Source organism: Actinocorallia populi (assembly GCF_002995495.1).
GTDB classification, from domain to species: Bacteria; Actinomycetota; Actinomycetes; order Streptosporangiales; family Streptosporangiaceae; genus Actinocorallia; species Actinocorallia populi.
Genome location: NZ_PVZV01000009.1, coordinates 213,893 through 226,519 on the forward strand (window position 1 = coordinate 213,893; position 12,627 = coordinate 226,519).

A 12,627-nucleotide genomic window follows, 5' to 3' on the forward strand; every position below is an offset into this window, starting at 1 on the left:
GAGAGCGGGAGGTATAAGCGGGGAGTCCACGCTCCTCGCTTGAGCAGCAAAGGATACCGAGGGCACCATGGCGGGACAGAAGATCCGCATCCGGCTCAAGGCCTACGACCACGAGGTCATTGACAGCTCGGCGAAGAAGATCGTTGAGACGGTGACGCGGACGGGCGCCAAGGTCGCCGGCCCGGTACCGCTGCCGACCGAGAAGAACGTGTACTGCGTCATCCGCTCGCCGCACAAGTACAAGGACAGCCGCGAGCACTTCGAGATGCGCACGCACAAGCGGCTGATCGACATCATCGACCCCACCCCCAAGACGGTCGACTCGCTCATGCGGCTCGACCTCCCCGCGGGTGTGGACATCGAGATCAAGCTCTGAGGATCACAACACCATGAGCACCAACAGGAAGGGCGTCCTGGGCGAGAAGCTCGGGATGACCCAGGTCTACGACGATGAGGGCCGGATCGTTCCGGTGACCGTCGTCCTCGCCGGACCGAACGTCGTCACGCAGGTCCGCTCGAGCGAGACGGACGGCTACAGCGCCGTTCAGCTCGGCTTCGGGCAGATCGACCCGCGTAAGGTCAACAAGCCGCTGGCAGGGCACTTCGAGAAGGCCGGCGTCACGCCGCGCCGCTACCTCGTCGAGCTGCGCACCGACGATGCCGCCGAGTACACCCTCGGTCAGGAAGTCCTCGTCTCGACCTTCGAGGCCGGGCAGAAGATCGACGTGACCGGCACGAGCAAGGGCAAGGGCTTCGCCGGCGTCATGAAGCGCCACGGCTTCGCCGGCCTGGGCGCCGGTCACGGCGTCCAGCGCAAGCACCGCTCGCCGGGCTCCATCGGCGGCTGCGCGACCCCGGGCCGCGTCTTCAAGGGCCTGCGCATGGCCGGCCGCATGGGCTCCGCGCGCAAGACCATCCAGAACCTCACCGTGCACTCCGTGGACGCCGAGAAGAACCTCATCCTGATCAAGGGTGCGGTCCCCGGCCCCAACGGCGGCCTGGTCCTGGTCCGCAACGCTGTGAAGAAGATGGAGGCCCAGTCATGACGAAGGCCAACGTCGAACTGGCTCCGGAGATCTTCGAGGCCAAGGTCAACGTCCCGCTGATCCACCAGGTCGTGGTGGCCCAGCTCGCCGCCGCCCGCCAGGGTACGCACAAGACGAAGACCCGTGGCGAGGTCCGCGGCGGCGGCAGGAAGCCGTACCGCCAGAAGGGCACCGGCCGCGCCCGCCAGGGCTCGACCCGCGCGCCGCAGTTCGCCGGCGGTGGCGTCGTCCACGGCCCGCAGCCGCGCGACTACAGCCAGAAGACGCCCAAGAAGATGAAGGCGGCCGCGCTGCGCGGCGCGCTCAGCGACCGCGCCCGCGTCGGCCAGGTCCACGTCGTCGACGCCCTGGTCGAGGGGGAGACCCCCAAGACCAGCGCCGCGCTGAAGGCCCTGCGCGAGGTCACCCAGGCCGTGCGCGTCCTGGTGGTCCTGGACCGCGAGGACGACCTCACCTGGAAGTCGCTGCGCAACGAGCCGAGCGTGCACGTCATCGTCGCCGACCAGCTGAACACCTACGACGTCATGGTCAATGACGACATCGTGTTCACCGAGAAGGGCTACGAGGAGTTCCTCGCCCACGCCAAGGGGAGTGCGAAGTGAGCAGGATCTACGACCCTCGGGACATCCTTCTCGCGCCGGTCGTGTCCGAGAAGTCCTACGGGCTGCTGGACGAGGGCAAGTACACGTTCCTCGTCGACCCCAACGCCGACAAGGTCCAGATCCGCCAGGCGGTGGAGCAGATCTTCGGCGTCAAGGTCGTCGGCGTGAACACCATCAACCGGCAGGGCAAGCGCAAGCGGACCCGCTTCGGCTACGGCAAGCGCAAGGACACCAAGCGCGCCATCGTCAGCCTGGCGGAAGGCGAGCGGATCGACATTTTCGGGCCGCAGGCGTAAGGCCGCAGGCACCGAACTGGATGGGATGAACGAAAAAGATGGGCATCCGTAAGTACAAGCCGACGACTCCGGGTCGTCGTGGCTCCAGCGTGGCCGACTTCGTCGAGGTCACGCGCAGCGAGCCGGAGAAGTCGCTGCTGCGACCGCTCCCCAAGAAGGGCGGCCGTAACAACCACGGCCGCATCACCACCCGCCACCACGGTGGCGGCCACAAGCGCGCCTACCGCCTCATCGACTTCCGTCGGGCGGACAAGGACGGCGTCCCCGCCAAGGTCGCGCACATCGAGTACGACCCCAACCGCACCGCGCGCATCGCGCTGCTGCACTACGCGGACGGTGAGAAGCGCTACATCCTCGCGCCGCAGGGCCTCGGCCAGGGCGACGTGGTGGAGAACGGCGTCGGCGCCGACATCAAGCCCGGCAACTGCCTCCCGCTGCGCAACATCCCGGCGGGTACCGTCGTGCACGCCATCGAGCTGCGTCCGGGCGGCGGGGCCAAGCTGGCCCGCTCCGCGGGTTCCGGCGCCCAGCTGCTGGCCAAGGAGGGCATGTACGCCACCCTGCGCATGCCGTCCGGCGAGATGCGCAAGGTCGACGTCCGCTGCCGCGCGACGGTGGGCGAGGTCGGCAACGCCGAGCAGTCCAACATCAACTGGGGCAAGGCCGGCCGTATGCGCTGGAAGGGCAAGCGCCCGACCGTCCGCGGTGTGGCCATGAACCCGATCGACCACCCGCACGGTGGTGGTGAGGGCAAGACCTCCGGTGGACGCCACCCGGTCAGCCCGTGGGGCCAGAAGGAAGGCCGGACCCGCAAGTCCGGCAAGCCCAGCGACAAGCTGATCGTCCGTCGTCGCAGCAACAAGAAGCGGTAGGAGTCGTCATGCCACGTAGCCTTAAGAAGGGCCCCTTCGTGGACGACCACCTGATGAAAAAGGTGGAAGCCCAGAACGAGAAGGGGACTCACAGCGTCATCAAGACGTGGTCGCGGCGCTCCATGATCGTGCCGGAGATGATCGGTCACACGATCGCCGTGCACGACGGCCGCAAGCACGTCCCGGTGTTCATCAGCGATTCGATGGTCGGGCACAAGCTGGGCGAGTTCGCGCTCACCCGCACGTTCCGCAGCCACGTCAAGGAAGACCGCCGCAGCCGCCGAGGCTGAGCGCAGCAATCAGATGAGAGGAACAGTCATGGAAGCCAGGGCCCAGGCGCGGTTCGTCCGCGTCACGCCCAGGAAGGCCCGCCGTGTGGTGGACCTCATCCGTGGCCTGCCGGCCGCGGAGGCTCAGGCTGTGCTGCGCTTCGCCCCCCAGGCAGCCAGCGAGCCGGTCGGCAAGGTGCTCAACAGCGCCGTCGCCAACGCCACCCACAACTTCAACCTCGCCGAGGACACGCTGGTCGTGGCCCGGACCTGGGTTGACGAGGGTCCGACCCTCAAGCGGTTCCGTCCGCGTGCGCAGGGTCGCGCGTACCGCATCAACAAGCGCACCAGCCACATCACCGTGGTCCTCGAATCCGTCGAGGACGGCGCGCCGGTCAAGAAGACAAGGAGGGCCCGGTAGTGGGGCAGAAGATCAACCCGCACGGGTTCCGCCTGGGCATCACGACCGACTTCAAGAGCCGTTGGTACGCCGACAAGCTCTACAAGGACTACATCAAGGAAGACGTCGCGATCCGTCGCATGCTCACCAAGGGCATGGACCGGGCCGGCATCTCCAAGGTGGAGATCGAGCGCACCCGTGACCGCGTCCGCGTGGACATCCACACCGCCCGGCCGGGCATCGTCATCGGCCGCCGCGGCGCGGAGGCCGACCGCATCCGGGGCGACCTGGAGAAGCTGACCGGCAAGCAGGTCCAGCTGAACATCCTCGAGGTCAAGAACCCCGAGATGGACGCGCAGCTGGTCGCCCAGGGCGTGGCCGAGCAGCTGTCCAGCCGTGTCGCGTTCCGTCGCGCCATGCGCAAGGCGATCCAGTCCACGATGAAGTCCGGCGCCAAGGGCATCAAGGTCCAGTGCTCCGGTCGTCTCGGCGGCGCGGAGATGTCCCGCTCGGAGTTCTACCGCGAGGGCCAGGTGCCGCTGCACACCCTGCGCGCGGACATCGACTACGGCTTCTACGAGGCCCGCACCACCTTCGGCCGCATCGGCGTGAAGGTCTGGATCTACAAGGGTGACGCCGCGCCGACCCGCGCCGAGCGCGAGCAGCGGGCCGCGGCCCAGCGCGCCGGTGCCGGCGGCGGTGGCGAGCGCCGTGGCGGCGAGCGCCGCGGCCGTGGCGGCGAGCGTCCGAGCCGTGGCGGTGCGCGCCGCGGCGGCGGCGAGCGCGCCCCCCGTCAGCAGAACGCAGAGAACACCGCGCCGGCCGCCCCCGAGGCGACCCAGGCGCCTGAGGGGAGCTGAATTCAATGCTGATCCCTCGCAGGGTCAAGCACCGTAAGCAGCACCACCCGAAGCGCCGTGGAATGGCCAAGGGCGGTACGAAGGTGACCTTCGGCGAGTACGGCATCCAGGCTGTCGAGGGTCACTACGTGACCAACCGGCAGATCGAGTCCGCCCGTATCGCCATGACGCGTCACATCAAGCGCGGTGGCAAGGTCTGGATCAACATCTTCCCGGACCGTCCGCTGACCAAGAAGCCCGCCGAGACCCGCATGGGTTCCGGTAAGGGTTCCCCCGAGTGGTGGATCGCCAACGTCAAGCCCGGCCGGGTGATGTTCGAGCTGTCCTACCCGAACGAAGAAATCGCTCGTGAGGCGCTCACCCGCGCCATCCACAAGCTGCCCATGAAGTGCCGGATCGTGAAGAGGGAGGTGGGCGAGTAATGGCGAGCAAGACCGTCGACGACCTGCGCACCCAGCCCGAGGACGAGCTGGTGACCAAGCTGAAGGAATTCAAGGAGGAGCTTTTCAACCTCCGGTTCCAGGCGGCTACCGGTCAGCTGGAGAACCACGGGCGGCTGCGGACGGTCAAGCGTGAGATCGCCCGCATCTACACCGTGATGCGGGAGCGAGAGCTCGGCATCGTCACCGTTGCCGAGGAGGACGAGAAGTGAGCGAGACGACCGAGAGCACCGAGGTGCGGGGCAACCGGAAGGTCCGTGAGGGCCTGGTCGTCAGCGACAAGATGGACAAGACCGTCGTCGTCGCCGTCGAGGACCGCGTCAAGCACCGGCTGTACGGCAAGATCATCCGCCGTACGACCAAGTACAAGGCTCACGACGAGGCCAACGCCTGCGGCGTCGGCGACCGGGTCCGCCTGATGGAGACCCGTCCGCTGTCGGCCACCAAGCGCTGGCGCGTCGTCGAGATCCTCGAGAAGGCCAAGTAACAACCGGCCACATGAAACTGGAGACCGCGGGGGGATTCCTTCCCCCCGCACTCCCCCCCGGGCCTGGCGCCCGGGGGCAAATCCACCAGGCTCCACCGCTGGGTGGAGAACCGGTGAGAACCCACAGGAGTTAGAAGTGATCCAGCAGGAGTCGCGACTCAAGGTCGCCGACAACACCGGTGCGAAGGAGATCCTTTGCATCCGTGTTCTCGGCGGCTCTGGTCGGCGCTATGCGGGCATCGGCGACATCATCGTCGCCACGGTGAAGGACGCCCTTCCCGCGGCCGGTGTGAAGAAGGGCGACGTGGTCAAGGCCGTCGTCGTCCGTACGCGTAAGGAAGTCCGTCGTCCCGACGGTTCCTACATTCGTTTCGACGAGAACGCGGCCGTACTCATCAAGGACGGCGGGGACCCGCGCGGCACCCGCATCTTCGGCCCGGTCGGCCGCGAGCTGCGTGACAAGAAGTTCATGCGCATCGTCTCGCTCGCGCCGGAGGTGCTGTGATGAAGATCAAGAAGGGCGACGAGGTCGTCGTCATCGCCGGCAAGTCCAAGGGCGCGACCGGCAAGGTCATCGCCGTCGACCTCAAGCGCGAACGCGTGACGGTCGAGGGCGCCAACCTCATCAAGAAGAACACCAAGGTGGACGCCCAGGGCAAGGGCGGCGGGATCGTCACCGTCGAGGCGCCGCTGCACGTGAGCAACGTCGCGCTGGCCGAGGACGGCAAGCCGACCCGCGTGGGCTACCGCATCGACGAAGACGGCAAGAAGGTCCGGATCTCGCGTCGCACCGGCAAGGAGATCTGAGATGACCGAGACTTCCGTCGAGATCCCGCAGCCGCGGCTCAAGCTGCGGTACCGCGAAGAGATCAAGCAGGCCATGCAGGAGCAGTTCGGTTACGCGAACGTCATGCAGATCCCCGGCCTGACCAAGATCGTGGTGAACATGGGCGTCGGCGAGGCGGCCCGTGACGCCAAGCTGATCGAGGGTGCCGTCAAGGACCTCACCGCCATCACCGGCCAGAAGCCGGCCGTGGCCCGGGCCAAGAAGTCCATCGCGCAGTTCAAGCTGCGCGAGGGCATGCCGATCGGCGCGCACGTCACGCTGCGCGGCGACCGCATGTGGGAGTTCCTGGACCGGCTGCTGACCCTGGCGCTGCCGCGTATCCGTGACTTCCGCGGCCTGTCGCCCAAGCAGTTCGACGGCAACGGCAACTACACCTTCGGTCTGACCGAGCAGGTCATGTTCCACGAGGTGGACGTCGACAAGGTCGACCGTCAGCGCGGTATGGACATCACCATCGTGACGACCGCGAAGAACGACGATGAGGGCCGGGCGCTGCTGAAGCTCCTCGGCTTCCCGTTCAAGGAGGCCTGAGAATGGCGAAGACCGCTCTGATCGCCAAGGCTGCTCGCAAGCCGAAGTTCAAGGTGCGCGGCTACACCCGCTGCTCCCGCTGCGGCCGCCCGCACTCCGTCTACCGCAAGTTCGGCCTGTGCCGTGTCTGCTTCCGGGAGATGGCGCACCGGGGCGAGCTGCCCGGCATCACCAAGTCGAGCTGGTAGAACACGCTGGTCCCGCACGGCGGCCGCCGATTCGGCGGTCGCGGTGCGGATCGCGTACCGTACGTACAACAAGTCCGGGCGCCGCTTTCTGAAGGCGCCCATGACCACGCTGAAGGTCCGTAGGGTCCCGGTACCCGCACAGGGTGCGCCGGGGCAGCTGGAAACCGCAGTGAGGAAGGGCCAGCAGGCCATGACGATGACCGACCCGATCGCAGACATGCTCACGCGTCTGCGTAACGCGAACTCGGCTTACCACGACACCGTGGGGATGCCGTACTCGAAGATCAAGGCGCACATCTCCGAGATCCTCCAGCAGGAGGGCTACATCTCGGGATGGCACGTCGAGGATGCCGAAGTGGGCAAGAAGCTCGTGATCGACCTGAAGTTCGGGCCGACCCGCGAGCGTTCCATCGCCGGCATCAAGCGCGTCTCCAAGCCCGGTCTCCGGGTTTACGCGAAGAAGGACAACCTGCCGAAGGTCCTGGGCGGACTGGGCGTCGCGATCATCTCGACGTCCTCCGGTCTGATGACCGACAAGCAGGCGGGCAAGCGCGGCGTGGGCGGCGAAGTCCTCGCCTACGTCTGGTAACGGAAGGAGGAACAGACATGTCTCGCATTGGACGTCTGCCCATCTCCGTTCCCAGCGGAGTCGAGGTCAAGATCGATGGCCAGCAGGTCACGGTCAAGGGTTCGAAGGGCACGCTCGAGCACACGATCGCAGAGCCGATCAAGGCCGAGCTGGAGAACGGCGTGATCACGGTCACCCGTCCCAACGACATCAACACCGTCCGAGGGCTGCACGGCCTGACCCGGACGCTCATCTCCAACATGGTCGAGGGTGTCACCCAGGGCTATGTCAAGACCCTCGAGATCCAGGGCGTCGGCTACCGCGTCGTGGCCAAGGGCAAGGACCTGGAGTTCTCGCTGGGCTACAGCCACCCGATCCTGGTGAAGGCGCCCGACGGCATCACCTTCACGGTCGAGAAGCCGACCCTGTTCAAGGTCGAGGGCATCGACAAGCAGAAGGTCGGCGAGGTCGCGGCGAACATTCGCAAGCTGCGCAAGCCCGACCCGTACAAGGGCAAGGGTGTGCGCTACCAGGGCGAGCACATCCGCCGCAAGGTCGGAAAGGCTGGTAAGTAGTCATGGCTGGCACCAAGGGCCTGTTCCGGAAGGGAACGAGCAAGCGGGCCTCCTCCCGCAAGCGTCGTCACCTTCGGGTCCGCAAGAAGGTCGTCGGCACGGCTACGCGCCCGCGGCTCATCGTGACCCGTTCGACCAAGCACGTCTTCGTCCAGGTCGTGGACGACACGGTCGGCAAGACCGTCGCGTCCGCCTCGACCATGGAGGCCGCGCTGCGCGCCGCCGAGGGCGACAAGACCGCCAAGTCGCATGAGGTCGGCAAGCTCGTCGCCGAGCGCGCCAAGGCCGTGGGCGTCGAGGCGGTCGTCTTCGACCGCGCCGGCAACAAGTACCACGGCCGCGTGGCCGCCGTCGCGGACGGCGCTCGCGAAGGGGGTCTCGCACTGTGACCCCCACGATCACGTCTGAGAAGAGGAACCACTAATGGCAGCTGCTCCCAGTCGCGGAGGCGGCCAGGGCGGCGAGCGTCGTCAGGGTGGCCGCGACGGACGCCGTGACGACCGCCGCGGTGGCGCCGACAAGGGCACGTCGTACATCGAGCGCGTCGTCGCGATCAACCGTGTCGCCAAGGTCGTGAAGGGCGGTCGTCGCTTCAGCTTCACCGCCCTGGTGATCGTGGGCGACGGCAACGGCACCGTCGGCGTCGGTTACGGCAAGGCGAAGGAAGTTCCGGCCGCGATCGCCAAGGGCGTCGAAGAGGCCAAGAAGAACTTCTTCAAGGTCCCCAGGATCCAGGGCACCATCCCGCACCGGGTCCAGGGCGAGGCCGCCGCGGGCGTCGTGCTGCTCAAGCCGGCCAGCCCCGGTACCGGTGTCATCGCCGGTGGCCCGGTGCGCGCCGTGCTGGAGGCCGCCGGCATCCAGGACGTCCTGTCCAAGTCGCTCGGCTCCTCGAACGCCATCAACATCGTCCACGCGACGGTGACGGCGCTCAAGCAGCTGAAGCGTCCGGAGGAGATCGCCGCCAAGCGCGGCCTGCCTCTGGAGGACGTGGCTCCCGCGGCTCTGCTGCGGGCCCGCGCCGCCGGCCTGGAGGCCGCGAAGGCCGAGGTGACGTCATGACCCAGCTCAAGATCACGCAGATCAAGTCTGTGATCAGTGAGAAGCAGAACCAGCGGGACTCGCTGCGGACCCTGGGCCTCAAGAAGATCGGCCAGAGCGTCGTTCGCGAGGACAAGCCCGAGGTCGTCGGCCTGATCCGCACCGTTGCCCACCTGGTGAAGGTGGAGGAGGTCCAGTCATGAGCGAGGCTCTGAAGGTCCACGACCTCAAGCCGGCTCCGGGCGCCAACAAGAAGAAGACCCGCAAGGGTCGGGGCGAGGCGTCCAAGGGCAAGACCGCCGGCCGCGGTACCAAGGGCACCAAGGCCCGCAACACCGTGCCGGTCGGCTTCGAGGGCGGCCAGATGCCGCTGATCCGGCGGGTTCCGAAGCTCAAGGGCTTCAAGAACCCGAACCGGGTCGAGTTCCAGGTGGTCAACCTGGACAAGCTGTCCGAGCTCTACCCCTCGGGCGGCGAGGTCACCGCCGAGGACCTGGCGGCCAAGGGCGCTGTGCGCTCCGGCCGTCCGGTCAAGATCCTCGGCACCGGTGAGATCTCCGTGGCGGTCCAGGTGAAGGTCAACGCCTTCTCCGGATCCGCCCAGGAGAAGATCATCGCTGCCGGCGGGTCCGTCGAGCAGGTCTGATTCATGCGGAACCGGGGCTGGCCGTCCATCGTTGGAGGGTCGGCCCCGGCTTCGTCTGCTGTTAGCATTCGACGGGCTCCGACTGTGAGCCGCGTCATCCTAGGCTTGGGTTCCCATGCTGTCTGACCAGGTACACACGCGCAGGAGGAATGGTGCTCACCGCTATCGCTAGGGCGTTCAAGACGCCTGACCTGCGCAAGAAGATACTCTTCACGCTTCTGATCATCGTCGTCTTCCGGATCGGGTCGCTGCTCCCGACGCCCGGCGTCGATGTCGGCGCGGTCAAGGCGGCGCTGGACGCCGCCGAGAGCGGAGAGAACAAGAACCTCTACTCGCTCATCAACCTGTTCAGCGGCGGAGCGCTGCTGCAGCTGTCGGTGTTCGCGCTGGGCATCATGCCCTACATCACCGCGAGCATCATCATCCAGCTGCTCACCGTGGTGATCCCGCGGCTGGAGGCCCTCAAGAAGGAGGGCCAGTCCGGCACCACCAAGATCACGCAGTACACCCGGTACCTGACGATCGGGCTGGCGATCCTGCAGTCGACCGGCATCGTGGCCATGGCCGCCACCGGCAACCTGTTCCAGGGCCAGAACACCGGGGACCTGCTCTACAACACCGACCTGTTCACCATCATCTCGATGGTGATCGTGATGACCGCCGGTACGGCCGTCATCATGTGGCTGGGCGAGCTCGTCACCGACCGCGGCATCGGCAACGGCATGTCGATCCTCATCTTCACGCAGGTCGTCGCGACGTTCCCGCAGCAGTTCGCGAACATCTTCCGCACCAAGGGCGGCTTCATCTTCACGATCGTGATCCTGGTGGGTCTGGCGATCGTGGCCTCGGTGGTGTTCGTCGAGCAGGCGCAGCGCCGCGTCCCCGTGCAGTACGCCAAGCGCATGGTCGGCCGCCGGATGTACGGCGGGACCTCGACCTACATCCCGCTGAAGGTCAACCAGGCCGGCATCATCCCTGTGATCTTCGCCTCGTCGCTGCTGTACCTGCCGCAGCTGGCGGGTCAGCTCTGGCCGAACAACGAGTTCCTCGCCAAGTACATCCTGGCCTACATGGCGCAGGACAACCCGGTGAACATGGCCGTCACGTTCGCCCTGATCATCTTCTTCACCTACTTCTACGTGGCCATCACGTTCAACCCCACTGAAGTAGCCGACAACATGAAGAAGTACGGTGGTTTCATCCCGGGTATCCGTCCGGGGCGGCCCACGGCCGAGTACCTCGACTTCGTACTCAGCAGGATCACCGCTCCCGGCGCGCTCTACCTGGGTCTGGTCGCCCTCATCCCGATGGTGGCGTTCGCGCTCGTCGGCGCAGCGCAGGACTTCCCCTTCGGTGGCACCAGCATCCTGATCATCGTCGGCGTTGGGTTGGACACCGTGAAGCAGATCGAATCGCAGCTCCAGCAGCGTAGCTATGAAGGATTCCTCCGCTAGTGCGCATCGTGCTGGTGGGCCCCCCCGGAGCGGGCAAGGGAACTCAGGCCCAGTTCATCGCATCCCATCTGTCGATCCCGAAAATCTCGACAGGTGACATCTTCCGCGCCAACGTGAGCGGCGGAACCGAGCTCGGCATCCTCGCCAAGCAGTACATGGACAAGGGCGACCTGGTCCCGGACGAGGTGACGGTCGCCATGGTCCGCGACCGGATCGCCCAGCCGGACGCCGTGAGCGGCTTCCTGCTCGACGGCTTCCCGCGCAACGTCCCCCAGGCGGAGACGCTGCGCGACATGCTGGCCGACAACGGCCAGGCCGTGGACAAGGTCCTCGAACTCGTCGTGGACGAGGAGGAGGTCGTCCGCCGGCTGTCGGGCCGCCGCACCTGCGGACAGTGCGGCCGGATCTGGCACGTCGACTTCGACGAGGGCCGCGACGACGTCTGCGACGACTGCGGCGGCAGGCTCTTCCAGCGGGACGACGACAAGGAAGAGGTCGTCCGGCACCGGCTCGAGGTCTACAAGGAACAGACCGAGCCGCTCGTGGAGTTCTACGAGAAGGAAGGCGTGCTCGCGGGGATCGACGCCACCGGTTCGGTGGAGGACGTCACCGCTCGCGCGCTCGCCGCGCTCCGTCCGGCGTAGGCAAGACAGCAGCAGGGGGGGACGGGTGTTCAGAAGACGGATGCGCATCCAGGTGAAGACGCCTGAGCAGATCGAGCTCATGCGGGTCGCCGGCCGGCTGGTCGGCGAGACCCTGGAACTGGTGGCCGCGGCGGTCAAGCCGGGAGTCACCACCAAGGACCTGGACCGGCTGGCCGAGGACAACATCCGAGGCGGCGGTGGCATCCCGTCCTTCATCGGCGTACCAGGGCCGATCACCCCCTTCCCGGCGACGCTGTGCACCTCGGTCAACGAGGAGATCGTCCACTGCATCCCCAGCGACGAGAAGGTCCTCAAGGAAGGGGACATCGTCTCGATCGACTGCGGCGCGATCGTGGACGGCTGGCACGGCGACGCGGCCGTCACCGTCCCGGTGGGCGAGGTCGCCCCGGACGTGGCGGAGCTGCTGACGGTGACCGAGGAGTCCCTGTGGCGGGGTATGGCCGCCTGCAGGGCCGGGGGCAACCTGGGGGACATCGGGCACGCGGTCGCCTCTTACGTGCGCGCTCAGGGCCGCTACGGCATCGTCGAGGGCTACGGCGGGCACGGGATCGGCACCGAGATGCACATGGAGCCCTTCATCCCCAACGTGGGGCGCCGCGGCAGCGGGCTGAAGCTGATCCCCGGCATGGTGTTCGCGATCGAGCCGATGATCAACCTCGGCGCGCCCGGCACCCACGAACTCGAGGACGGCTGGACGGTCGTCACGGTCGACGCCAGCCCCTCGGCGCACTTCGAGCACACGGTGGCGATCACCCCGGAGGGGCCGCAGGTGCTGACCGCGCTTGAAGGCTGGCAGGAACGCATCGCACAATTGCCCTGACGGTGAAGACGTTGAGGAGG

The 12,627-nt window shown here is 67.0% G+C and carries 24 protein-coding genes; all 24 read left to right on the plus strand.

Translation table 11 applies throughout. The annotated features are described in order from the left end of the window. Positions 1-67: 67 nt before the first annotated feature. The 24 genes from rpsJ to map all read left to right on the plus strand — a co-directional run bounded on the left by rpsJ (position 68) and on the right by map (position 12,607). Positions 68-376: a 30S ribosomal protein S10 gene (gene rpsJ / locus C2865_RS32110; protein WP_012854632.1), complete on the plus strand. Its 309-nt coding sequence runs from the start codon at positions 68-70 to the stop codon at positions 374-376. A 13-nt stretch (positions 377-389) separates the two neighbouring features. Then, positions 390-1,046 (plus strand): 50S ribosomal protein L3, encoded by a 657-nt coding sequence (gene rplC / locus C2865_RS32115; protein ID WP_106402390.1) that lies wholly within the window; start codon positions 390-392, stop codon positions 1,044-1,046. Next, a complete protein-coding gene (gene rplD / locus C2865_RS32120) occupies positions 1,043-1,648 on the plus strand; it encodes a 50S ribosomal protein L4 (protein WP_106402391.1) in 606 nt (201 codons plus the stop codon). Before rplC ends, rplD begins: the two co-directional genes overlap by 4 nt. After that, positions 1,645-1,944 (plus strand): 50S ribosomal protein L23, encoded by a 300-nt coding sequence (gene rplW / locus C2865_RS32125; RefSeq protein ID WP_106402392.1) that lies wholly within the window; start codon positions 1,645-1,647, stop codon positions 1,942-1,944. Before rplD ends, rplW begins: the two co-directional genes overlap by 4 nt. Before the next feature lie 38 nt (positions 1,945-1,982). Beyond that, the gene (gene rplB / locus C2865_RS32130) at positions 1,983-2,816 is read left to right on the plus strand and encodes a 50S ribosomal protein L2 (RefSeq protein ID WP_106402393.1); all 834 of its coding nucleotides are present in this window, start codon (positions 1,983-1,985) and stop codon (positions 2,814-2,816) included. Positions 2,817-2,824: 8 nt separating this feature from the next. Further along, positions 2,825-3,106 carry a 30S ribosomal protein S19 gene (gene rpsS, locus C2865_RS32135; RefSeq protein WP_106402394.1) on the plus strand — a complete coding sequence of 94 codons (282 nt, stop codon included), beginning with the start codon at positions 2,825-2,827 and terminating at the stop codon, positions 3,104-3,106. Between the two features lie 28 nt (positions 3,107-3,134). Then, positions 3,135-3,506, plus strand: a complete 372-nt coding sequence (gene rplV / locus C2865_RS32140; protein ID WP_106402395.1) for a 50S ribosomal protein L22 — start codon at positions 3,135-3,137, stop codon at positions 3,504-3,506. Then, positions 3,506-4,345: a 30S ribosomal protein S3 gene (gene rpsC, locus C2865_RS32145; protein WP_106402396.1), complete on the plus strand. Its 840-nt coding sequence runs from the start codon at positions 3,506-3,508 to the stop codon at positions 4,343-4,345. The genes rplV and rpsC overlap by 1 nt, the downstream gene beginning before the upstream one ends. Before the next feature lie 5 nt (positions 4,346-4,350). Beyond that, entirely contained in the window at positions 4,351-4,767 is a 417-nt protein-coding gene (gene rplP / locus C2865_RS32150) for a 50S ribosomal protein L16 (RefSeq protein WP_106402397.1), read from the plus strand. Further along, complete coding sequence (gene rpmC, locus C2865_RS32155) at positions 4,767-4,997, plus strand: 50S ribosomal protein L29 (RefSeq protein WP_106402398.1); 231 nt, start codon at positions 4,767-4,769, stop codon at positions 4,995-4,997. The genes rplP and rpmC overlap by 1 nt, the downstream gene beginning before the upstream one ends. Next, positions 4,994-5,272 (plus strand): 30S ribosomal protein S17, encoded by a 279-nt coding sequence (gene rpsQ / locus C2865_RS32160; protein ID WP_106402399.1) that lies wholly within the window; start codon positions 4,994-4,996, stop codon positions 5,270-5,272. The genes rpmC and rpsQ overlap by 4 nt, the downstream gene beginning before the upstream one ends. Before the next feature lie 136 nt (positions 5,273-5,408). Then, positions 5,409-5,777 carry a 50S ribosomal protein L14 gene (rplN, locus tag C2865_RS32165; RefSeq protein ID WP_106402400.1) on the plus strand — a complete coding sequence of 123 codons (369 nt, stop codon included), beginning with the start codon at positions 5,409-5,411 and terminating at the stop codon, positions 5,775-5,777. Further along, positions 5,777-6,079, plus strand: a complete 303-nt coding sequence (rplX, locus tag C2865_RS32170) for a 50S ribosomal protein L24 (RefSeq protein WP_106402401.1) — start codon at positions 5,777-5,779, stop codon at positions 6,077-6,079. The genes rplN and rplX overlap by 1 nt, the downstream gene beginning before the upstream one ends. Position 6,080: 1 nt before the next feature. After that, positions 6,081-6,650, plus strand: coding sequence for a 50S ribosomal protein L5 (gene rplE / locus C2865_RS32175; RefSeq protein ID WP_106402402.1), 570 nt, complete (start codon positions 6,081-6,083; stop codon positions 6,648-6,650). A 2-nt stretch (positions 6,651-6,652) separates the two neighbouring features. Next, entirely contained in the window at positions 6,653-6,838 is a 186-nt protein-coding gene (locus C2865_RS32180; RefSeq protein WP_106402403.1) for a type Z 30S ribosomal protein S14, read from the plus strand. 190 nt (positions 6,839-7,028) lie between these two features. Then, complete coding sequence (gene rpsH / locus C2865_RS32185) at positions 7,029-7,427, plus strand: 30S ribosomal protein S8 (protein ID WP_106402404.1); 399 nt, start codon at positions 7,029-7,031, stop codon at positions 7,425-7,427. Positions 7,428-7,444: 17 nt separating this feature from the next. After that, positions 7,445-7,981, plus strand: coding sequence for a 50S ribosomal protein L6 (rplF, locus tag C2865_RS32190; protein ID WP_106402405.1), 537 nt, complete (start codon positions 7,445-7,447; stop codon positions 7,979-7,981). Between the two features lie 2 nt (positions 7,982-7,983). Then, on the plus strand, positions 7,984-8,370 hold the full coding sequence (gene rplR / locus C2865_RS32195; protein ID WP_106402406.1) for a 50S ribosomal protein L18: 387 nt from the start codon (positions 7,984-7,986) through the stop codon (positions 8,368-8,370). Positions 8,371-8,404: 34 nt separating this feature from the next. Further along, positions 8,405-9,043, plus strand: a complete 639-nt coding sequence (gene rpsE, locus C2865_RS32200; RefSeq protein WP_106402407.1) for a 30S ribosomal protein S5 — start codon at positions 8,405-8,407, stop codon at positions 9,041-9,043. Then, entirely contained in the window at positions 9,040-9,225 is a 186-nt protein-coding gene (rpmD, locus tag C2865_RS32205) for a 50S ribosomal protein L30 (protein WP_106402408.1), read from the plus strand. The genes rpsE and rpmD overlap by 4 nt, the downstream gene beginning before the upstream one ends. Continuing rightward, on the plus strand, positions 9,222-9,668 hold the full coding sequence (gene rplO, locus C2865_RS32210; protein ID WP_106402409.1) for a 50S ribosomal protein L15: 447 nt from the start codon (positions 9,222-9,224) through the stop codon (positions 9,666-9,668). Before rpmD ends, rplO begins: the two co-directional genes overlap by 4 nt. A gap of 152 nt (positions 9,669-9,820) precedes the next feature. Beyond that, positions 9,821-11,122, plus strand: coding sequence for a preprotein translocase subunit SecY (gene secY / locus C2865_RS32215; RefSeq protein WP_106402524.1), 1,302 nt, complete (start codon positions 9,821-9,823; stop codon positions 11,120-11,122). Further along, positions 11,122-11,766: an adenylate kinase gene (locus tag C2865_RS32220; RefSeq protein WP_106402410.1), complete on the plus strand. Its 645-nt coding sequence runs from the start codon at positions 11,122-11,124 to the stop codon at positions 11,764-11,766. Before secY ends, C2865_RS32220 begins: the two co-directional genes overlap by 1 nt. 40 nt (positions 11,767-11,806) lie before the next feature. Continuing rightward, entirely contained in the window at positions 11,807-12,607 is an 801-nt protein-coding gene (map, locus tag C2865_RS32225) for a type I methionyl aminopeptidase (RefSeq protein ID WP_232835916.1), read from the plus strand. The last annotated feature ends 20 nt before the right edge of the window (positions 12,608-12,627 follow it).